15 protein-coding genes are annotated in these 20,736 nt (G+C 72.5%); 7 read left to right on the forward strand and 8 right to left on the reverse strand.

The window, feature by feature from the left end; translation table 11 throughout:
- Positions 1-185: 185 nt before the first annotated feature.
- The 7 genes from ACZ7L0_RS04050 to ACZ7L0_RS04080 all read right to left on the reverse strand — a co-directional run bounded on the left by ACZ7L0_RS04050 (position 186) and on the right by ACZ7L0_RS04080 (position 8,131).
- The gene (locus tag ACZ7L0_RS04050; RefSeq protein ID WP_471240818.1) at positions 186-2,732 is read right to left on the reverse strand and encodes a polynucleotide kinase-phosphatase; all 2,547 of its coding nucleotides are present in this window, start codon (positions 2,730-2,732) and stop codon (positions 186-188) included.
- Complete coding sequence (locus tag ACZ7L0_RS04055; protein ID WP_471240819.1) at positions 2,729-4,201, reverse strand: 3' terminal RNA ribose 2'-O-methyltransferase Hen1; 1,473 nt, start codon at positions 4,199-4,201, stop codon at positions 2,729-2,731. Before ACZ7L0_RS04055 ends, ACZ7L0_RS04050 begins: the two co-directional genes overlap by 4 nt.
- A gap of 71 nt (positions 4,202-4,272) precedes the next feature.
- Positions 4,273-5,196, reverse strand: coding sequence for an LLM class F420-dependent oxidoreductase (locus ACZ7L0_RS04060; protein WP_471240820.1), 924 nt, complete (start codon positions 5,194-5,196; stop codon positions 4,273-4,275).
- 59 nt (positions 5,197-5,255) lie between these two features.
- Entirely contained in the window at positions 5,256-5,729 is a 474-nt protein-coding gene (locus ACZ7L0_RS04065; protein ID WP_471240821.1) for a DUF6099 family protein, read from the reverse strand.
- A gap of 207 nt (positions 5,730-5,936) precedes the next feature.
- On the reverse strand, positions 5,937-6,278 hold the full coding sequence (locus ACZ7L0_RS04070; protein ID WP_471240822.1) for a nucleotide pyrophosphohydrolase: 342 nt from the start codon (positions 6,276-6,278) through the stop codon (positions 5,937-5,939).
- Entirely contained in the window at positions 6,275-7,666 is a 1,392-nt protein-coding gene (locus tag ACZ7L0_RS04075; protein WP_471240823.1) for an AAA family ATPase, read from the reverse strand. Before ACZ7L0_RS04075 ends, ACZ7L0_RS04070 begins: the two co-directional genes overlap by 4 nt.
- 75 nt (positions 7,667-7,741) lie before the next feature.
- Entirely contained in the window at positions 7,742-8,131 is a 390-nt protein-coding gene (locus ACZ7L0_RS04080) for a cell division protein SepF (RefSeq protein ID WP_471240824.1), read from the reverse strand.
- Between the two features lie 211 nt (positions 8,132-8,342).
- On the opposite strand from ACZ7L0_RS04080, the gene ACZ7L0_RS04085 reads away from it, so the two are divergent.
- Positions 8,343-10,121 carry a hypothetical protein gene (locus ACZ7L0_RS04085; RefSeq protein ID WP_471240825.1) on the forward strand — a complete coding sequence of 593 codons (1,779 nt, stop codon included), beginning with the start codon at positions 8,343-8,345 and terminating at the stop codon, positions 10,119-10,121.
- Here the strand turns inward: ACZ7L0_RS04085 and ACZ7L0_RS04090 are convergent.
- Complete coding sequence (locus ACZ7L0_RS04090) at positions 10,102-10,617, reverse strand: YceI family protein (RefSeq protein WP_471240826.1); 516 nt, start codon at positions 10,615-10,617, stop codon at positions 10,102-10,104. The genes ACZ7L0_RS04085 and ACZ7L0_RS04090 overlap by 20 nt on opposite strands.
- Before the next feature lie 120 nt (positions 10,618-10,737).
- Between ACZ7L0_RS04090 and ACZ7L0_RS04095 the strand changes: the two genes are divergently transcribed.
- The 6 genes from ACZ7L0_RS04095 (at position 10,738) to meaB (ending at position 20,714) form a co-directional block, all read left to right on the forward strand.
- Positions 10,738-11,226, forward strand: coding sequence for a MarR family winged helix-turn-helix transcriptional regulator (locus ACZ7L0_RS04095; protein ID WP_471240827.1), 489 nt, complete (start codon positions 10,738-10,740; stop codon positions 11,224-11,226).
- 90 nt (positions 11,227-11,316) lie between these two features.
- The gene (locus ACZ7L0_RS04100; RefSeq protein ID WP_471240828.1) at positions 11,317-12,840 is read left to right on the forward strand and encodes a hypothetical protein; all 1,524 of its coding nucleotides are present in this window, start codon (positions 11,317-11,319) and stop codon (positions 12,838-12,840) included.
- A gap of 32 nt (positions 12,841-12,872) precedes the next feature.
- The gene (locus ACZ7L0_RS04105) at positions 12,873-15,626 is read left to right on the forward strand and encodes a hypothetical protein (RefSeq protein ID WP_471240829.1); all 2,754 of its coding nucleotides are present in this window, start codon (positions 12,873-12,875) and stop codon (positions 15,624-15,626) included.
- 103 nt (positions 15,627-15,729) lie between these two features.
- The gene (locus ACZ7L0_RS04110; protein WP_471240830.1) at positions 15,730-17,538 is read left to right on the forward strand and encodes a methylmalonyl-CoA mutase family protein; all 1,809 of its coding nucleotides are present in this window, start codon (positions 15,730-15,732) and stop codon (positions 17,536-17,538) included.
- Positions 17,538-19,712 carry a methylmalonyl-CoA mutase gene (gene scpA, locus ACZ7L0_RS04115; RefSeq protein ID WP_471240831.1) on the forward strand — a complete coding sequence of 725 codons (2,175 nt, stop codon included), beginning with the start codon at positions 17,538-17,540 and terminating at the stop codon, positions 19,710-19,712. Before ACZ7L0_RS04110 ends, scpA begins: the two co-directional genes overlap by 1 nt.
- Before the next feature lie 6 nt (positions 19,713-19,718).
- The gene (meaB, locus tag ACZ7L0_RS04120; RefSeq protein WP_471240832.1) at positions 19,719-20,714 is read left to right on the forward strand and encodes a methylmalonyl Co-A mutase-associated GTPase MeaB; all 996 of its coding nucleotides are present in this window, start codon (positions 19,719-19,721) and stop codon (positions 20,712-20,714) included.
- The last annotated feature ends 22 nt before the right edge of the window (positions 20,715-20,736 follow it).

Consider the following 20,736-nt stretch of genomic DNA (forward strand, 5'->3'; position numbering starts at 1 on the left):
GCGGGTCGGCCGTTTCTCCAGGATCGCCGGCCGGCGACCGGTGCTCCGGTCCTCGCGTACGACGACCTTCTTGATCTCCATGTCCACCACTCCCCAGGGACGCGTCACTTCGAACACCCTTGCGCCATACGGGAGTCCACCATATGGACGGTTACCTGTGTGACACAAGGGTGTTCCGGGACACCTCACAACCGGGGGTCCACCGGCTCCGACTCCAGCGCGAGCACCCCGAAGACCGCCTCGTGCACCCGCCACAGCGGCTCACCGTCCGCGAGCCGGTCCAGGGCCTCCAGGCCCAGCGCGTACTCGCGGACGGCGAGGGACCGCTTGTGTCCCAGGAACCGCTGCCGCAGCCGGTCGAGGTGGTCCGGCCGGGTGTACTCGGGACCGTAGATGATCCGCAGGTACTCGCGGCCCCGGCACTTGATCCCGGGCTGGACCAGGTGGCCGTTCTCCCCGCGCACCACCGCGCCGACCGGCTTGACGACCATGCCCTCACCGCCCCGGCCGGTCATCTCCAGCCACCAGTCGACCCCGCCCCGCACCGACTCCGGGTCGGCGGTGTCGACGTACAGCCGCCGCGTGGTCTGCAGCAGGCCGGTGCCGTCGTGCTCGACGAGCCGGTCGATCAGCGCGAGCTGCTCGTCGTGCGGCAGGGCGGCCAGGCTGCGGCCCTGCACGGCCAGCAGCTGGAAGGGGGCCAGCCGTACCCCGTCCAGGCCGTCGGTGGTCCAGCAGTAGCGCCGGTAGGCGTCGGTGAACGCGCTCGCGTCGGCGGCCCGTTCGCGCTGCCGGGCGAGCAGGCCGGTCACGTCGACACCCCGTGCCGCCGCACCCTCCAGGGCGACCAGGGCCGGCGGGAACACCGCCCCGGCGGCGGCGCCCACGGCCGCGTACTGCGACCGCAGCAGCCCGGAGGCCTTCAGCGACCACGGCATCAGCTCGGCGTCCAGCAGCAGCCAGTCGGTGGCGAGTTCCTCCCACAGACCGGCCGCGTCGGCCGCCGACCGCAGGCGTCCGAGGATCTCCTCGGTCACCGACTCGTCGTCGAAGAACGGACGCCCGGTACGGGTGTACAGCGACCCGCTGGGGCCGTCGACGCCGAACCTCTTGCGCGCCACGTCCGCGTCCCGGCACACCAGCGCCACCGCCCGCGAGCCCATGTGCTTCTCCTCGCACACGACCCGCGCGACACCGTCCTCCCGGTACTGGGCGAAGGCCTCGGCCGGGTGTTCCAGGTAGCCGTCCACCCGTGAGGTCGCGGTCGGGGCCATGGTCGGGGGCAGGTACGGCAGCAGCCGCGGGTCCACCGCGAACCGGGACATGACCTCCAGGGCCGCCGCCCCGTTCTCCTCGCGGACCGAGATCCGGCCCGCGTGCCGGGTCTCCACGATCCGGCGGCCGTGCACGTCCGCCAGGTCCAGCGGACGCCCGTCGTGCCCGCCGGGCGCCTCGCTGCGCAGCGGCTTGGCCGGCTCGTACCAGACCCGCTCGGCCGGTACGTCGACCAGTTCCCGCTCCGGCCAGCGCAGCGCGGTCAGCTTGCCGCCGAAGACGGCGCCGGTGTCCAGGCAGATGGTGTTGTTCAGCCAGGTGGCCTCGGGGACCGGGGTGTGGCCGTAGACCACGGCCGCGCGGCCCCGGTAGTCCTCCGCCCACGGGTAGCGCACCGGCAGACCGAACTCGTCCGTCTCCCCGGTGGTGTCGCCGTACAGCGCGTGCGAGCGCACCCGCCCGGAGGTCCGGCCGTGGTACCTCTCCGGCAGACCGGCGTGGCAGACGACGAGCTTGCCGCCGTCCAGGACGTAGTGGCTGACGAGTCCGTCGATGAACTCCCGCACCTCGGCGCGGAACTCCTCGCTCTGACCCTCCATCTGCTCGATGGTCTCGGCCAGCCCGTGGGTGTGCTGGACCTTGCGGCCCTTGAGGTGGCGCCCGTACTTGTTCTCGTGGTTGCCCGGCACGCACAGGGCGTTGCCCGACTTCACCATCGACATCACGCGGCGCAGCACGCCCGGGCTGTCCGGGCCGCGGTCCACCAGGTCACCGACGAAGACGGCGGTACGGCCCTGCGGGTGCACGCCGTCGGTGTAGCCCAGCCTGGCGAGCAGGGTCTCCAGTTCGGAGGCACAGCCGTGGATGTCGCCGATGATGTCGAAGGGGCCGGTGAGGTGGGTGAGGTCGTTGAACCGCTTCTCGGTGACGACCCGCGCGCGCTCGGCGTCCTCCACCCCGCGCAGCACGTGCACCTTCCGGAAGCCCTCCCGCTCCAGGTGGCGCAGGGACCGGCGGAGTTCGCGGATGTGCCGCTGGATGACCCGGCGCGGCATGTCGGCCCGGTCGGTGCGGGCCGCGTTGCGCTCGGCGCACACCTCCTCGGGGATGTCGAGCACGATGGCTATGGGCAGTACGTCGTACCGCTTGGCCAGGTCGATCAGCTGCCGACGGGCGTCCTGCTGCACATTGGTGGCGTCGACGACGGTGCGGCGGCCGGCGGCGAGGCGCTTGCCCGCGATGTAGTGCAGGACGTCGAAGGCGTCCCGGCTCGCGCTCTGGTCGTTCTCGTCGTCGGAGACCAGGCCGCGGCAGAAGTCGGAGGAGATGACCTCGGTGGGCTTGAAGTGCTTGCGGGCGAAGGTCGACTTGCCGGACCCGGAGGCGCCGATGAGCACGACGAGGGAGAGGTCGGTGACGGGCAGTACCCGCTCCTTCGCGATCAGGTTCTCGGTCATGCGGCCTTCGCCTCCTTCTCCTTCTTCTCGTCGTTCAGGGTGAACACGGCCATTTGCGTGGGCGGCCCCACCTCGGGGTCGTCGGGCCCGACGGGCGCGAACGCGACCCCGTATCCGTGCCGTTCGGCCACCGCGTGCGCCCAGGTCCGGAACTCCTTCCGGGTCCACTCGAACCGGTGGTCGCCGTGCCGGACGTGCCCGGCCGGAAGGGTCTCCCAGCGGACGTTGTACTCGACGTTCGGCGTGGTCACGAGGACCGTCCGGGGCCGTGCGGAGCCGAACACCGCGTACTCCAGGGCGGGCAGCCGGGGCAGGTCGAGGTGCTCGATCACCTCGCTGAGCACGGCGGCGTCGTAGCCCTTGAGCCGGTTGTCGGTGTAGGACAGCGAGCCCTGGAACAGCTTGACCCGCGAGGCCTGCCGCTCGCCCATGCGGTCCAGTTTCAGCCGCCGGGAGGCGATGGTGAGCGCTCGCATCGACACGTCCACGCCGACGATCTCGGTGAACCGTACGTCCTTCAGCAGCGCCTGCACCAACTGGCCCTGCCCGCACCCGAGATCGAGCACCCGGGCGGCGCCGGACTCCGCGAGCGCGTCGATGATCGCGTCCCGCCGCTGCACCGCGAGGGGCGTCGGACGCTCCTCCGTCTCGCTCTCCGCCTCGACGGCGTTGTCGATCTCCTCGACCTCGCTGTCGTCCGTCTCGGCGAGCCGCACCAGTTCGAGGCGTTCCATCGCCTGCCGGGTCAGCGACCACCGGCGGGACAGGTACCGGCTGGTGATCAGCTTCTGCTCCGGGTGGCCGGACAGCCAGCCCTCTCCGGCCCGCAGCAGCTTGTCGACCTCGTCGGACGACACCCAGTAGTGCTTGGCGTCGTCGAGGACGGGCAGCAGCACGTACAGGTGCCGCAGCGCCTCGGCGAGGGTGAGCCCGGAGCTCTCCAGCAGGAGCCGCACGTACCGCGAGTCGCCCCACTGCGGGAACTCGGCGTCCAGCGCGACCGGCTCGGCGGTCACCGCCCAGCCGAGCGGCTCGAAGAGACTGCGTACGAGGCCGGGGCCGCCCCGGGCGGGCAGCGCGGGCACCTCGATCCTGAGCGGCAGCGGCTCGGCGGCCCGCTCGGGACGGGCGTGGCACACCCCGCGCATCGCGCTGGAGAAGACGGCGCTCAGCGCCACGGCGAGCAGCGACGAGGCGGCGTACGGCCGGTCGTTGACGTACTGTGCGAGCGCCGCGTCGGGGGCGCCGCCGCGCCCCTTGCCCTTCCCGCGCCGCACCAGCGCCACCGCGTCCACCTCCAGCAGCAGCGCCGCGGTGCACCGCTCGGCGTCCGCCTCGGGGTAGAGGACGTGCGCCTTGCCGTAGGAGGTGGAGAACGCCTGCGTTTTCTCGGGATGCTTGTGCAGCAGGAAACCGAGGTCGGTGGCCGGGCGTTCGGCAGTGCCGGTGGTGGCGATGGTCAGGAACATGCCCCGAGTCTGACTGCCCGGGGCCGGGGCGACCAGGGGTTTTCAGGGACTCGGGACGGCGCGGGCCTCCGTCAGGAAAGCTGGGACTGGACCTGCGCGGAGATCAGCTCCAGGTGGTCGAGGTCGTCGAGGTCGAGGATCTGGAGGTAGATGCGCCCGCAGCCGATCTCGGCGTACCGGCCGATCTTGTCGACGACCTCGGCCGGGGTGCCCGCGATGCCGTTGGCCTTCAGCTCCTCGGCCTCGCGGCCGATCGCGGCGGCGCGGCGGGCGACCTCCTGGTCGTCCTTGCCGACGCAGGCGACGAGGGCGGTGGAGTAGGTCAGTTCGTCGGCCTCGCGGCCGGCCGCCTCGGCGGCGGCGCGCACCCGGCCGAACTGCCGCTCGCTGTCCTCGACCGAGCCGAACGGGATGTTGAACTCGTCGGCGTACCGGGCGGCCAGCCGAGGGGTGCGGGTCGCGCCGTGGCCGCCGATCAGGACCGGGATCTTCTCCTGGGCGGGCTTGGGCAGCGCGGGCGAGTCGGTGAGGTCGTAGTACGTGCCGTGGAAGTCGAAGGTCTCGCCGGCCTTGGTCTCCCACAGCCCGGTGACGATCGCCAGCTGCTCCTCCAGTCGGGCGAACTTCTCCTTCGGGAACGGGATGCCGTACGCCTTGTGCTCCTCCTCGAACCAGCCCGCGCCCAGGCCCAGTTCGACCCGGCCGCCGGACATCTGGTCGACCTGGGCGACCTGGATGGCGAGCACCCCGGGCAGCCGGAAGGTGCCGGCGGTCATCAGCGTGCCGAGGCGTATGCGCCTGGTCTCGCGGGCGAGGCCGGCGAGGGTGATCCAGGCGTCGGTGGGTCCGGGGAGGCCGTCCACGTCGCCCATGTGGAGATAGTGGTCCGAGCGGAAGAAGGCATCGAACCCGAGGTCCTCGGTGGCCTTCGCCACGGCGAGCAAGGTGTCGTAGGTGGCCCCTTGCTGGGGCTCGGTGAAGATTCGAAGGTCCATACGTCCATCCTGCACGGCGACGGCCTCGTCAATCCCACCGGCACCCGCCCGCCCTGCGGCTAGCCCGCCTCCCGCTCCGGTAACGCCGCCGCCTCCCTCGCCGCCAGCTTGCGCAGCATCTCCCGGACGCGGTCGCGGGACTCGTCCGCGGCGTCGATCGCCTCCATGCACTGCCAGTACGTCGCCTCGTCGGCCGCGGCGCTGGCGACGCCGACCAGGGCGATGCCGACCTCGCCGAGCAGTCCGCCGAGGCAGAGCAGGGCCTGGCGGGCGTCGTCGAGACCGGTGAGCTGGGCGGCGCGGAGGTCGCCGGGGTCGAGGGCCGGCGTGTCCAGGACTCCGCAGCCCCGGCCCGCCAGCTCGGTCAGGCCCAGGGCCTCGCCCCGCAGTTCCGGCGGGCCGGAGACCGCCAGGCGGCTGCCGATCGCCTGGGCCAGGGCCTGTGCCTGCCACACCTCCGTGAGGGTCTGTGGCGCCTCGGCGCTCGCCGCCAGGGCCCGCCTGCTCGTCACGATGAGTCGCACCGCGTCCATGCGTTGCCCCCGTTCGTCCGCCCGAACTCATCTTGTTCACTACCCAGAGTGAGTGGCCGCGAGACGTAAAGCCAGAGGAAGACGGAAATCTGCGGACAACAATTCGGATTCGAGAGGCCTTTTGACTCCGGAGAGTGATATCGGAGTGCATCACTCCAGCATGTGACGCTCAGTGACGACGCTACGCGCGTGGCACTACGCGCGTGGCTACGCGCCCTCCTCCCCCGGCACCGGGAACCTCCGCTCGTTCCGGTCGATCTTGGCGTCCAGGGCGGCCAGCGGGTCGATGCCGAGCACCTCGCACAGCTGGAGCAGATAGGCGAGTACGTCGGCGACCTCGTCCGTGACGCGGTGCGCGGTCCCGGGGTCGTCCATCACGCGGGCCGACTCCTCGGGCGTCAACCACTGGAAGATCTCGACCAGTTCGGAGGCCTCCACACTGAGGGCGGCCACGAGGTTCTTGGGGGTGTGGTAGGGCTGCCAGTTCCGGGCGGCCGCGAACTCGGCCAGCCGGCGCTGCAGTCCCGCCACGTCGAGGGGTTCCGTCACGGCTCCAGGTGTACCACCGTGACGCCGTCCGCCCCGGCGGCCCAGGACGCGTCGGCGACCGCACCGAGGAACCGGATGTGCCCGGCCCCGCACGTCCGCGCGGCGAGCCGCAGCAGCTCCGCCCGCTGCCGGCCGTCCAGCGCCCGGTCCAGGCCGTCGGCGAGGACGGTGAGCGCCCGCATGGCCGGGGGCACCTCGCCCGGCGGGTCGACGTCCAGCACGCCCGGGCCGGTGAGCAGGACCAGGGCCAGCGCCAGGAACCTGAGCTCGCCGTCGCCGAGCCGCCCCAGCGCCGTACGGACGCCGTCGCCCCGGTCGAGCACCGCGCGGACGGTGCCGTCGCCCAGCGGTACGGCGAGCAGGTCGGCCACGGGGCCCGCGCATCCGGCGCGCACCGCCGCGACCAGGTGCGCGTGCCGGCGGGCGCACTCCGAGCGGGTGCGCCACAGGACGTCGGCGAGGTTGTCGCAGCCGGACAGGAGCCGTCCGGAGCCCAGTGGGACCGGGGTGCGCATCACGTCGGGCCGGGGGTCGCAGGGGAAGACGGAGCGCAGGGCGACGACCATCTGTTCGGCGGCGGCGATCACCTGGCGCTGTCCGTCCGTCTTGCCGGCCACCCGCAGCGGAAGGAGCGGCGTGCCGAGCCGGTCGTCGGGGAGCGGGGCGCGGGTCACCGGCGACGCGCCCGCCGTGTGCCAGGCCGCCTGCACCGTGCTGCGCGCCGGATCGCGCAGGGCCGTCTCGAGCAGGACCTGTCCGCCCGCCGTCAGCCGCTCCCCCACGATGCGCAGGTCCGGTTCCGCCTGGACGGCGACGTCAAGCCGCACCGGGCCCTCGGCGCCGTCGGCCGTACAGCCGATGCGGAAGCCACGGCGCCGCTGTGCGTCGGGCCGCGCCCGCTCCGGCACACAGGCGACCGGGTCCGGGAACACCTCCGCGAGCGCGGCCCCGCCCCCGAGCCGGGCCAGCGCCTCGTACGCCCTCAGCGCGGTCGACTTGCCACTGCCGCTGGGCCCGGCGAAGAGGGTGAGCGGCCCGAGCGGAAACCCAGCCCCCCGGTGCCCGGCGAACGCGGAGAGCCGCAGCTCGGTGAGGCACGGCCGCCCCGGGAAACCGACACGCGCCTGTCCCGGCAGCCCCGCGCGCGGGACCGCCCCGGCCGACTGCCGCGGCGCCGACGATTCCGGCTCGGCAGCCTGGACCGAGCCCGCCGGTGGCCGTCCCGACCCGCCGCCCCTGGCAGCGCGGTCCGGCGGACCGGGTTCGGCAGGCCACTCGGGTGGTACCGGCGGTGAGGATCCGGCGGCCGGGGGCGCCGTGGTTCGCGGGGTGGGGGCGGCGGGGCCGGTGGGCGGGACGGACGCGGGGGGCGGGGAGGGCACGGCCATGTCCGGACCGTAGGGCTCCGCCGTTCAGGCGAACCGTTCCGTCCCCGGGACCTTCCTACGATCGGGGGACCGGGGTCAGGTGCCTGACACCCCGGCGCTCTCCATCAGCCCGCTGACCTCGGTGCCCGGCGGGGTGAGCAGGAACACGTTCCGGTCGACACGGTGCATCCCGCTGCCCAGCCCGAAGACGACTCCGGTACTGAAGTCCAGCACGCGCTTGGCGACCTCGGTCTCGGCGCTGGACAGGTCGAGGAGGACCGGGACTCCGGCCATGAGCGTCTCGGCCACCTCCCGGGCGTCCGCGAACACGTTGACCCGCAGGACGACGAACCGGCGCCGGGTCTCGGTCTCCGCGTCCGGCAGCGAGCGGTGGTTCACCGCCGACGGCCAGGCGTCGCGGCCCCGCAGCGGCACGACCTGGGCGAGCCCCTCCCACTGTTCATCGGTGACGTCGTAACGGTTCACCGGCTGCCCCCGAACTGACTCGCATTCATTTCCTGCACCAGCCAATTCTTACGCCAAGTCACCCGTTCGGCCCAACAACGACACGAAGCGCGACCGGCTCGTCCGTCCCGCGGCGACGCAAAACGGGGCATGAGGCTTCTTACCGCCCTCACACCGGACTCTTCATCTCCATCGGCACCTCGCTCACCGCCCGCGATTAGCTTCCTGTGCCGTGTATGTGGCAGAGACGCAACGAGTGACACCCGGCGGGCGGACCCGGCCGGCGGGGTCCGCCGCCCCGGATCCACCCGCGCAGTGGCACCGCGTGCTGACCGTCCTCGCCGACGTGAGCCTCTTCATCGGCACCCGGGCGGTGTGGACGCAGGCGGCCACGCACCGGCTGGTCCTCGCGGCCGTCATCTCCGTCTGCTACGCGTCGATCCTGGCGACCGGCGTGCTGGCACTGACGGTCCGCCGGTCCCGCTCGCTGGCCCGCCTCGACCTGCTGGTGCTGGTGACGGCGGTGACGCTCACCCTGTGCACCTGGGCGCTGAACCACAACGGCGGCGACGAGGCGGTCCTGACCACTCAGGCGGCCAGGGAACTGGTCGACGGGCACGCGATCTACGGGCAGCCCTGGCCCTGGCTCTTCACCGGCCACGGTGTCGCCCTCACCCCGACGACATCCGGGGGCTACGACTTCACGTACGGCTATCCCCCACTCGCCCCGCTGCTGACCGCGCCGCTGCTGTGGCTGGGCCACGCCGGTTCCGCCGCGACGGCGGCGAGCACCGGCGCGCTGGTGGCCGGCACGGTCGTGCTGTGGCGCATGCTGCCGGTGCCCTGGCGGTCGGCGGCGACGATGGCCTGCCTGGGCTTCGGCTTCCTGCCGACGTACGCCCGCCTCGGCTACCCGGCGATCATCGCCCTGGCCCTGCTCGTTCCGGTGGTGGTGCGCTGGCCGCGGACCGGGCGGGGCGGGCAACTCGGCGCGGCGGGGATCGCGCGGGCCGCGTGTCTGGGGGCCGCCTGCGCGGCGCAGCAACTGCCGTGGTTCGTCGCGCCGTTCCTGCTGGCCGGGATCTACGCGGTGCGCCGGGGCGAACTGGGCGGCCGGGCGGCGGCGCTGGTGCTGCTGCGCCTCGCCGGGGTGGCCGCCACCGTGTGGCTGCTGATCAACACGTACTTCATCGCGCACGAACCGGGCACCTGGCTGAAGGGGATCGCGCTGCCGCTGACCCAGGGCGCGGTGCTGCACGGGCAGGGCCTGGTGGGCATCTCGCTGTACTTCACCGACGGCAGCGACCGGCTGGACTGGTACGGCCACGCGAGCGTGCTGCTGGCGGCGGCCCTGCTCGCGCTGTTCGTGCTGTTCGTACGACGGCTGGGCCCGACGGCGACGGTCCTGCCCTGGTGCGCCTTCTACCTGGCGACCCGCTCGCAGGACGGCTACTACCTGATGATGACCCCGCTGTGGCTGGCGGCGGCGGTCACGGTCCCCCTGTCGGACTTCGAGGGCGCCTGGCAGCCGTGGCCCCGGCGGCTGTCCGGCCCGCGCCGGCGTACGGCACAGGCCGCCGCGGTCGCGCTGTTGCTCGCCCCGGCCCTGGCGAGCGCCGCGGCGGCGGCGACGGGCACACCGCCGCTGCGGATGGAGGTGACCTCCGTGCGCCGGGCCTCGGCGCGCGCGGTGTCGGCGCTGACCCTGCGGGTGACCAACGTGGGCGACGCCGCCCTCAGCCCGCACTTCATGCTCACCACGGGCCAGGGGATGCAGAAGTACTGGTCGCTCGCGCGGGGCCCGGCCACGATCCCCGCGCACGCCACGGCGACCGTGGAAATCCGGCCGTCCGGCGGGCGGTTCGCCCTCCCCCGGCCGGGCGTCCGCATCCGGCTGCGCGCCTTCACGGCGACCCCGCAGACGCTGTCCAGCCATGACGTGCGGCTCGCGGAGCGGGGCAGCCGGACCTCCGGGGCGGGCGCTGAGGGCGTCAGGCCGCCGCGCGGGTGAAGCGGAGCGTGGCGGCCACCGTCGTCAGGCCGCGCATCATGCCGAGCTGGTTCCAGTCCATGCCGAACTCGCCGCGTTCCACGGTGAACTCCGCCTCCAGCGTGAGCGCGTCGGCGGCCACGCCCGTCAGGCGCGCGGTGAGGGTCTGGGGCCGGCTGATGCCCCGGACGGTCAGCTGACCGGTGATGTGCGCGGTGTCGCCGGCGCGGAGTTCGGCGCCGCGGACCGCGAAGGTGATCTCCGGGTGGCGGTCGGCGTCGAAGAAGTCGGCCGAGCGCAGATGCGTGTCGCGCTTGGCGTTCCCGGTGTCCAGGGAGGCGACGTCCAGGGTCACGGTGCCGGTGGCCGAGCCGTCGGCCGCGACCTCGCCCCGGCCGCCGACGGCGGCGAAGGTGCCCTTGACGGTGACCAGGCCCCAGAAGGTCTTGTGCCGCACGGCGACGGCGGAGGCGGTCGGATCGAGCTGCCAGAGGCCTGTTTCCACGGCGACGGTCATGGTCGTACTCCAGTTCAACGGGGGCTTCAGCGGGGTTTTCGGGCGAGCGCAATGGTTCAAATTTGGATGAGCTCACGCTAGCTCATCATCCAAATTTGAACAACAGGTAGACTCGAATGCATGGCCGCCCGTGACGAGCACCTCGCCGACCAGCCCGAATGTCCCTCGATGGACGGAGACGGGCTGCTCCCGGACGAGCTGCGGGCCTGGATGGTCCTGCTGGCGGCGACGGGGGCGGTGGAGCAGCGGCTGCGCGCGGTGGTGAAGGAGGCCCTCGACGTCTCGCACGACGAGTTCCTGATCCTGTGCCTGCTCGCCGAGCAGCCGGGGGGCCTGCGCATGACCCGTGTCGCCGACCTCCTGGGCCGCCCCAAGACCCGGCTCACCTACCAGATCGCCTGTCTCCAGCACGCCGGCCTGGTGACCCGCAAGTCCGTGTGCGGCGACAAGCGGGGCGTCGAGGTCGCCCTCACCGAGAAGGCCCGGGACCGCCTGCGGGAGGTCTCCGCCCTGCTCGCCGGCACGGTCAAGGAGGCGCTCGCCGACTTCGTCGGTCCACGGCAACTGGCCGCGGTGTACGGGCTGCTGCCGGGGCTCGCGGAGTCCTGACCTCGCGCTTCCGTGCGACCTCCCCGTTGTCAGTGGGGTCCCGCATGATGGGAGACGGTCGCGCGATGCCGGGAAGCGGAGGGGGACGCGGTGGATGCCATGACGGCGGCCGAACTGCAGGACGCGTTCGGGTTGTCGGTGAGCACATGGGAACGGATCAGCTCCGCCCCGGACATGATCACTCCGATCGACGCGCAGTACACGGACGGGCTGACCAAGTGGCACGGAGAGGAGTTCGCCCGCTGGCTGGCCCGTACCCACCGCGAGGTGGCCGACGGCGTGCCGTCGCTGCTGCGCCCGGCGCCCGCCACGAAGTTCGACTACCTCGGCGGCCGCTGGGCCGCACCGGACGAGATCGACCACGACCGCGAGCACTTCGCCGGCCTCTGGAAGACCGACTCCGGCGTCGTGGTGGTCGTCTACCCGCGCTCCCGCATCCGCGCGCCCGGCGATCTCCTCGCGTTCCACGAGGACGCCGCGACCGTTGTGGTCGTCCAGCCCGACTACGACCTCTACGGCCCGGCGCTGGAGGCGGTCGACCGCGCCCGCCCGGGCCTGCCGTACGAGCCCCTGTGGTCGGACGTCGCGGCCCACATCGGCACCCAGGTCCCCTGGTGGCCGGCCCAGTTGCGCAGGCCCGAGCACCTGACCGCCTGGCGTCCGGGCGACGAGCCCACGGGCGTGGACGTGGTCACGTGGCCTTCCTGGGAGCCCCTGTACGAGCTGGCCCGGGCGGAACCGGAGGGCTCACCGGTGCGGGGCGCGTGCTTCACCATCGGGCACGAGATGCGGGCGCGGGCCGCCGAGTTCGCCGAGGACGAGGTGACGGAGATCCTCGACCGGAGGGGTGAGTGGGGCGGGACCAAGGCTCCCCGGGCGAAGGCCGAGCGGGCGGCGATGGTCCTCCCGGCCGTCCCGGCGACCGAGGACCCCGGCAGGTCCGAGATCGTCTCCTCCGACGTCGTCGCCCTGGGCCTGGCGGAGCTGTGCCGGCGCGCGGACGACCGTGCGGTGGAATGCCTCGAACAGATCAGCATGTGGAGCGGGGAACACCTGCCGTTCGGCGGCGTCTTCAGCATCACCCGGTCCGGTGTCTCCCGCGAGGGCGCGGAGTGGATCAACCGGTTGCGCCGGGTCGGGCCGACGGCCATCCATCGCCTGTGGATGCGCGGCGGCGACACCCCGGTGGGGACGTTCGTCGACCCGGTCACCGGTAGTCCCGTCGTCGCGTTCAAGGGCCGCTTCGACTCCGGCGACCGCCGTGAGATCAGCTACCTCGCGAGCGCGCCCAAACGGCTGCCCGCGGGATCCGTCCTCAAGGAAGTCGTCCTCGACAAACCCGTCTGGGTACGCACCACCAAGGGTGTTCTCTATCCGGCGCCGAGCATGGACGCACCCGGCCTCTCCTGGGGCTACCGCGGATCAGGCCCCGCGACGCTCGCCCAGTGCGTGGGCAGGCTGCTCGACGACGGGGCGGCCCACGCGGTCACCTACGGCACGGACCGGGACCGCGAAGGCGCGCTGGAGGCGTTCTTCCGGATCAAGCACAAGCGCGGCAAGCGGATACCGAGGCGCGAACTGGAGCGCGTACGCGCCGCCACCCGACCGTCCTGACGCCCTACCGCCCCTGAAAGGTCGCCACACCCATGCCGGGACGCCACCGGAACGCCCCCTGGCAGGTCGCGGACCTGTTCGAGTACGAACGGGAGGCCGCGGCCTACGAAGAGGTGCTGGACATCTGCCTGACCGAGCCCGAGGTCACGCGACGGCTGGGCATACGGCCGCAGGCCACCGCGGAGAACGTCCGCGCGACCATGCTGACGCACGACAACGTGCACAGCGCACTCGAGCCGTGCCGGGAGCACCAGCGGCGCTTGCAGGAGTCACTGCGCCAGTGCGAGGCGACTCGGACACGCCTCGACTACCTCGACGAGCCGCTCGCCCCGGCGACGTCCTTCCTCTCGCTGCTTCTTCTGGGGCTCCTGTTCACCCTCGCCGTCGCCCCGTGGGCCTGGGTCGCCCTCACGGCCGTCGTGTCGGCCGCGGCGGGTACCGCCGTCTGGCGCCACCCCGTATGGCGGATGCACGTGCGCCTCAACGCGGAGGAAATCGCCCTGAGGCCGGTCCTCCGCGTGCGCGAGTCACTGGCCGAGTCCAGCGAACAGGCGTGGCAGCGTGAACTGCGGGCCAACGGCGTCGGCCCGCTGATGGCACGGGTGGTCGAGGCACTGCTGGGCGACGACCACGACTCCCTCCTCCTGCTGGACAGTTACGAAGGGCTGCGCTCCCCGCGCGACCGGCAGTACGTGATCGACAACAAGGCGTCCCGGAGTCTGTCCCGCAAGATGGACCAACTCTACGGCGGCACCATCGCCGTCAGCGGGCCGCGCGGCGTCGGCAAGTCGACGCTGCTGGAGAACTGCGCGGACGAGGCCGACTTCGCGGTCGTCGTGCAGGCACCGGCGAGCTACTCCCCGTACGAGTTCCTCGTGTCGCTGTACGTCAGGGTCTGCGAGGCGTACCTCATCGAGGCGGGTCACCCGGTCCCCGAGTTCGCACGGCTCTCGACGGTCCGCAGGGTGGCCCGGCAGGTCGCTCCGACCGTCCGGCGCGGCCTGCGGATCCTGGCGTTCGGCCTGCCCGCGGCCGGGCTCCTCCTGCTGGGACTGGCAGCCGCGGCGCACTCGCCGGGACTGGGGTACGACGACGCCGTACGGCCGCACGCGGAGCGGCTGTGGTCGACCCTGACCACCACGACACGGGCCGTCTGGCATGGTGAGCGGGCGGGGGCGGCCCTGGTGGTCACCCTCCTCGCGGTGCTGTGGTGGCGGCTGCGCCGGTGGAGGCGATGGAGTTCGCTGCTCGGGACGTCGCGCACCGTCCTCAGTGTCGTCGGCGGCCTGCTGCTGATCGCCGTGGTTCCCGTCCTGTCGCTGGTCGCCGACCCGGACATCCGGCGCAACACCCGGGCCATGCTCGCCGATCGGCCGGAGGGGCCCGCGCCACTGGTCGTGCTGTTCGGGGTTCTCTCCCTCGTGTTCATGGGCCGGATGCTCGACGGGACGCCCCATGCGTTCGCTCGCTTCGAACGGACCCTGATCGGTGGCCTCTTCGTCCTCGCCCTGGTCCTGGGCTACAGGACGCCGTCCCTGCACGCGATGGCGACGGACACCGGCAACCCGCTGCGTGTGGCCTGTGTGCTGCTCGGTCTGCTGCTCCTCAGGGCGCGTACATGGACTCTCCCCGTGCCCGAGCCACCCCTGGTCAAGAGGTGCCGCGACCAGCTCTACCGGCTCCAGACGGTGCAGACCTCGTCCTTCGCCGTCACCACCGGGGCGCCCTCGCTGGCGCCCGCGCACACGACCTCGCTGTCCACCGTGCCGCCGGCCATGCCCGCCCTGGTCTCCGACTTCCGGGACCTCCTGAAAGCCATCGCACTGGAGCAGTTCGCCAAGAAGGGCCGCGTCGTCGTCGCCATCGACGAGGTGGACCGGCTGGGCTCGGACACACAGGCCCTGGCGTTCCTGGGGGAGATCAAGGCCATCCTCGGCGTGCCGCACGTCCACTACCTCATCTCGGTGGCGGAGGACGTCGGCGCCTCCTTCCTCCGGCGCGGCCTGCCGCACCGCGGAGTGACCGACAGCTCCCTGGACGACATCGTCCATGTGCAGCCCTCCACGCTGGAGGAGTCCGTGGAGATCCTCCGTCCCAGGGCACGCCGCCTGGGCGGCGCGGACGGTCTGCCCGAGCAGTACGCCCTGCTGGCCCACGCCCTGTCGGGAGGGCTACCGCGGGACCTCATGCGCTACGGTCTGCGCCTGATGGAGACGAAGGACAAGACGGACTCCTCGGAGTTCATGGCCCTCTCCCGGCAGATGATCCTGGAGGAGCTGGCCGAGACCCTGGCCGGGTTCCGCACGCTGCTCGGCCGGCAGCAGTGGACACGAGAGACCAGCGCCGTGCTGCTGACCTTCCGCGACCTCATGGGCCATCTGCGGCATTCGTCGCCTCCCGAGCTGGAGCGAGCGCTGCACCACGTCGCCTTCTACGACCTGGAGCGGCACCTGGGGAACGCGGCCGCGGACGTTCCCGACACCGCGCGCCGGCTGATCGACGAGGCGTCGGCCTACGTACTGTTGTCGCTCACCCTGCTCGACGTCTTCCGCACACCCGACCTGGATGCCCGCACGGCCGCGGCGGCGGCACACGGCACCGACGGCGACCCGGATCTCCTCGCGCAGGCCCGCCACGAGCTGGAGACATCGCCGTACAGCGCGCGCTCCCTGATCATGTCGATCAGAGCGGCCTGGCAGGTCCCCTTCCCCTCCGGACGGGTCGTCCCGGCGATGCCCCGGCCCCGCGTCCCGCCCCGTTCCCAGCGCTCCACCCCGCCGTCATGACCAGGTCCGGACCATGGGGAGAGCCAGGTCACAGCCACCAAGAGGGCAACGTCACAACCCCCGCGCTGCTCTCACTTGAGCACCCTGCCCTAGCATCCGAGCCATGACGGTCCTGCCTGACGACGGGCTCTCACTGGCCGCCGAGTTCCCTGACGCGACACACGAGCAGTGGCAAGCCCTGGTCGAGGGTGTGCTGCGCAAGTCGGGCAAGGAAGTCTCGGGCGAGGCAGCTGAGGACGCCCTGTCCACGACGCTGGAGGACGGGCTGCGCACCCGGCCCCTGTACACGGCGCGCGATGCCGCGCCCGACCCCGGCCTGCCCGGATTCGCGCCGTTCGTCCGCGGTGGCCGCCCCGAGGGCAACACCGCGGGCGGCTGGGACGTACGGCAGCGGCACGCGGCGGCCGAGGACGGCTCGGTCCTGGCCGACCTGGAGAACGGCGTCACCTCGCTGTGGCTGGTGGCGGGCGAGGGCGGCATCCCGGTGGAGTCGCTCGGCCGGGTGCTCGACGGCGTCTACCTCGACCTGGCGCCGGTCGTGCTCGACGCGGGCCGGGACACCGAGGCCGCGGCCGAGGCGCTGCTGCGGCTGTACGAGGAGCGGGGCGTCGACCCGAAGGCGGTGCGCGGCGGTCTGGGCGCCGACCCGCTGGGGTACGAGGCCCGCACCGGCACCGCCCTGGAACTCGCGCCGGCCGCCGCGCTCGCCCGGCGGTGCGCCGAGGGCTACCCGGGGCTGCGCGCGCTGACCGTGGACGCGCTGCCCTACCACGAGGCCGGCGGTTCGGCCGCGCAGGAGCTGGGCCTGTCCCTGGCGACCGGCGTGGCCTACCTGCGGGAACTGACCGAGGCGGGGCTGTCGGTCGAGCAGGCCTGCGGCCAGCTGGAGTTCCGGTACGCGGCCACCGCCGACCAGTTCCTGACCATCGCCAAGCTGCGCGCGGCGCGCCGGCTGTGGGCGCGGGTGGCCGAGGTGTGCGGGGCGCCGGGCGCGGGCGCGCAGGCGCAGCACGCGGTGACCTCGCCGGTGATGATGACCCGCCGCGACCCGTGGGTGAACATGCTGCGCACGACGGTGGCCACGCTGGCCGCCGGGGTGGGCGGCGCCGACTCGGTCACCGTGCTGCCGTTCGACCACGCGCTGGGCCTGCCGGACGCCTTCGCCCGCCGTATCGCGCGCAACACCTCCACGATCCTGGTCGAGGAGTCGCATCTGGCCCGGGTGACCGACCCGGCGGGCGGTTCCTGGTACGTGGAGAGGCTCACCGACGAGCTCGCCGAGGCGAGCTGGCGGTACTTCCGCTCGATCGAGGGCGACGGCGGCCCGGCGGCCGCCCTGCGCTCCGGCCGTATCCGCACGGACCTGGCGACGACGTGGGCGGAGCGCTCCAAGAAGCTCGCCAAGCGGCGCGAACCCATCACCGGGGTCAGCGAGTTCCCGCTGCTGGCCGAGAAGCCCGTGGTGCGCGAGCCCGCCCCCGAGCCGCCGTCCGGCGGGCTGCCGCGCGTGCGCCGCGACGAGGCGTACGAGACCCTGCGCGCCCGCTCCGACGCCCACCTCGCGGCGACCGGCGCCCGCCCCCGGGTCTTCCTCGCCACGCTCGGACCCGCCGCCGCGTACACCGCGCGCTCGACGTTCGCCGCCAACCTCTTCCAGGCGGGCGGCATCGAGCCGGTCACCGAGGGCCGCTTCGAGGACAGCGGTGCCACCGAGGCCGTGCTGTGCTCCAGCGACGCGCTGTACGAGGAGCAGGCCGAGCAGACCGCCGAGTTCCTGAAGGCATCCGGCGCCCGGCACGTGTTCCTGGCGGGCCGCCCCGCCGAGTACGCGGGCGTCGACAGTTACGTCTTCGCGGGCTGCGACGCCGTCGCCGTGCTGTCCGCGACCCTCGACCGCATGGGAGTGTCCTGATGGGAATCCCCGACTTCTCCGGCATCGAGCTGGGGACGCCGGCCGTCGACGGCGGTGCCGAGGAATGGCGGACGGCCGTCAAGCGGGCGACCGGGAGCGAAGAGCCGCTGTGGGAGACCCCGGAGGGCATCGGCGTCAAGCCGCTGTACACCGGACGTGACCTTGAGGGCCTGGACTTCCTCGGCACCTTCCCGGGCATGGCGCCGTACCTGCGCGGCCCGTACCCGACGATGTACGTCAACCAGCCCTGGACGATCCGCCAGTACGCGGGCTTCTCCACCGCGGAGGAGTCCAACGCCTTCTACCGGCGCAACCTGGCGGCCGGGCAGAAGGGCCTGTCGGTCGCCTTCGACCTGCCCACGCACCGGGGGTACGACAGCGACCACCCGCGCGTGACCGGCGACGTCGGCATGGCGGGCGTGGCCATCGACTCGATCTACGACATGCGGCAGCTCTTCGACGGCATCCCGCTGGACAAGATGACCGTGTCGATGACGATGAACGGCGCGGTGCTGCCGATCCTGGCGCTGTACATCGTGGCCGCGGAGGAACAGGGCGTACCGCCCGAGAAGCTGGCCGGGACCATTCAGAACGACATCCTCAAGGAGTTCATGGTCCGCAACACCTACATCTATCCGCCGAAGCCGTCGATGCGGATCATCTCCGACATCTTCGCCTACACCTCGCAGCGGATGCCCCGCTACAACTCCATCTCCATCTCCGGCTACCACATCCAGGAGGCCGGTGCCACGGCCGACCTGGAGCTGGCGTACACCCTCGCCGACGGCGTGGAGTACATCCGGGCCGGGCGGGAGGCGGGCCTGGACGTGGACGCGTTCGCGCCCCGGCTGTCGTTCTTCTGGGCGATCGGCATGAACTTCTTCATGGAGATCGCCAAGCTGCGGGCGGCCCGCCTGCTGTGGGCCAAGCTGGTCAGCCAGTTCGAGCCGAAGAACAGCAAGTCGCTGTCCCTGCGCACGCATTCGCAGACCTCGGGCTGGTCGCTGACCGCGCAGGACGTGTTCAACAACGTCACGCGCACCTGCGTGGAGGCGATGGCGGCGACCCAGGGCCACACCCAGTCGCTGCACACCAATGCCCTCGACGAGGCCCTCGCGCTGCCCACCGACTTCTCGGCGCGCATCGCCCGCAACACCCAGCTGCTCATCCAGCAGGAGTCCGGCACCACCCGGGTCATCGACCCGTGGGGCGGCAGCGCGTACGTGGAGAGGCTGACCTACGACCTCGCCCGCAAGGCCTGGCAGCACATCCAGGAGGTCGAGCAGGCGGGCGGTATGGCGCAGGCCATCGACGCCGGTATCCCGAAACTGCGCGTGGAGGAGGCGGCGGCCCGCACGCAGGCCCGGATCGACTCCGGCCGGCAGCCGATGATCGGCGTCAACAAGTACCGGGTGGACAGCGACGAGCAGATCGAGGTCCTCAAGGTCGACAACTCCTCCGTGCGCGCCCAGCAGATCGAGAAGCTGCGGCGGCTGCGTGCGGAGCGGGACGAGACCGTGTGCCGGGACGCGCTGGACGCGCTGACCCGGGCCGCCGACGGCGACGGCAACCTGCTGGAGCTGGCGGTGCACGCGGCCCGCGCGAAGGCCACCGTCGGCGAGATCTCCGACGCCCTGGAGAAGGTGTACGGGCGGCACGCGAGCCAGATCCGTACGATCTCCGGGGTGTACCGCAACGAAGCAGGGGAGTCCCCGAACGTGGACCGCACCCGTGCCCTGGTGGACGCCTTCGACGAGGCCGAGGGACGCCGGCCGCGCATCCTGGTCGCCAAGATGGGCCAGGACGGTCACGACCGCGGCCAGAAGGTGATCGCCACCGCCTTCGCCGACCTCGGCTTCGACGTGGACGTCGGCCCGCTGTTCCAGACCCCGGGCGAGGTCGCCCGGCAGGCGGTCGAGGCGGACGTGCACGTGGTCGGGGTGTCCTCGCTGGCCGCCGGTCACCTCACCCTCGTACCGGCGCTGCGCGAGCAGCTCGCCGAGGAGGGCCGGGAGGACATCATGATCGTGGTCGGCGGGGTGATCCCGCCGCAGGATGTGCCGACCCTGCTGGAGATGGGCGCCACGGCCGTGTTCCCGCCCGGGACGGTGATCCCGGACGCGGCGTACGACCTGGTGAAGCGGCTGTCGGCCGACCTCGGCCACGACCTGTAGAGCCCCATGGCAGCGATCGATCTCGACACGTATGTGAAGGGTGTGCTCGACGGGAAGCGGGCGATCGTGGCCCGCGCGATCACTCTCGTCGAGTCCACCCGGCCGCAGCACCGGACGCTGGCGCAGGAGTTGCTCACCGAGCTGCTCCCGCACGGCGGCCGGGCGCGGCGGATCGGCATCAGCGGGGTGCCGGGCGTGGGCAAGTCGACGTTCATCGACGCCTTCGGCACGCTGCTGACCTCCCTGGGCCACCGGGTCGCGGTGCTCGCGGTCGATCCGTCCTCCACGCGCACCGGCGGCTCGATCCTGGGCGACAAGACCAGGATGGAGCGCCTGGCGGTGGACCCGGCGGCGTTCGTGCGCCCCTCCCCCAGCGCGGGCACCCTGGGCGGCGTGGCGAAGGCGACCCGTGAGTCCATGGTGGTCATGGAGGCCGCGGGCTACGACGTGATCCTGGTGGAGACCGTCGGCGTCGGCCAGTCGGAGACGGCCGTCGCGAACATGGTCGACTCCTTCCTCCTGCTGACCCTGGCCCGCACCGGCGATCAGCTCCAGGGCATCAAGAAGGGCGTCCTGGAGCTGGCCGACGTGATCGCCGTCAACAAGGCGGACGGCCCGCACGAGCGCGACGCCCGCGCCGCCGCCCGTGAACTGGCGGGCGCGCTGCGCCTGATGCACGGCAAGGACGCCTTCTGGACGCCGCCCGTGCTGAGCTGCAGCGCGCGTGAGTCCACCGGCCTGGACGTGGTCTGGGAGCGGCTCGAACAGCACCGCACCCTGCTGGACTCCACCGGGCGGCTCACCGCCAAGCGCCGCGACCAGCAGGTCGACTGGACCTGGGCGATGGTCCGCGACGAACTCCTGGGCCGGCTGCACGCCGATTCGGCGGTGCGCGAGGTCGCGCCCGGACTGGAACGGGCGGTCAGGGACGGCTCACTGACGGCGACGCTGGCGGCCGAGCGGATCCTGGGGGCGTTCCGGGGGGCGACCGGCTCGCCTTGACCGGGCAGCCGCCCGGATCATC

The sequence above is a fragment of the Streptomyces sp. NPDC039424 genome, from assembly GCF_055639495.1.

Excerpts from the sequence above, each read along its gene's own strand:
- ACZ7L0_RS04090 (WP_471240826.1), bottom strand. The coding sequence starts at position 10,617 with ATGACCGTCGCCGTGGAAACAGGCCTCTGGCAGCTCGATCCGACCGCC.
- ACZ7L0_RS04095 (WP_471240827.1), top strand. The coding sequence starts at position 10,738 with ATGGCCGCCCGTGACGAGCACCTCGCCGACCAGCCCGAATGTCCCTCG.
- ACZ7L0_RS04055 (WP_471240819.1), bottom strand. The coding sequence starts at position 4,201 with ATGTTCCTGACCATCGCCACCACCGGCACTGCCGAACGCCCGGCCACC.
- ACZ7L0_RS04105 (WP_471240829.1), top strand. The coding sequence starts at position 12,873 with ATGCCGGGACGCCACCGGAACGCCCCCTGGCAGGTCGCGGACCTGTTC.
- scpA (WP_471240831.1), top strand. The coding sequence starts at position 17,538 with ATGGGAATCCCCGACTTCTCCGGCATCGAGCTGGGGACGCCGGCCGTC.
- ACZ7L0_RS04050 (WP_471240818.1), bottom strand. The coding sequence starts at position 2,732 with ATGACCGAGAACCTGATCGCGAAGGAGCGGGTACTGCCCGTCACCGAC.
- ACZ7L0_RS04060 (WP_471240820.1), bottom strand. The coding sequence starts at position 5,196 with ATGGACCTTCGAATCTTCACCGAGCCCCAGCAAGGGGCCACCTACGAC.
- ACZ7L0_RS04075 (WP_471240823.1), bottom strand. The coding sequence starts at position 7,666 with ATGGCCGTGCCCTCCCCGCCCCCCGCGTCCGTCCCGCCCACCGGCCCC.
- meaB (WP_471240832.1), top strand. The coding sequence starts at position 19,719 with ATGGCAGCGATCGATCTCGACACGTATGTGAAGGGTGTGCTCGACGGG.
- ACZ7L0_RS04065 (WP_471240821.1), bottom strand. The coding sequence starts at position 5,729 with ATGGACGCGGTGCGACTCATCGTGACGAGCAGGCGGGCCCTGGCGGCG.
- ACZ7L0_RS04110 (WP_471240830.1), top strand. The coding sequence starts at position 15,730 with ATGACGGTCCTGCCTGACGACGGGCTCTCACTGGCCGCCGAGTTCCCT.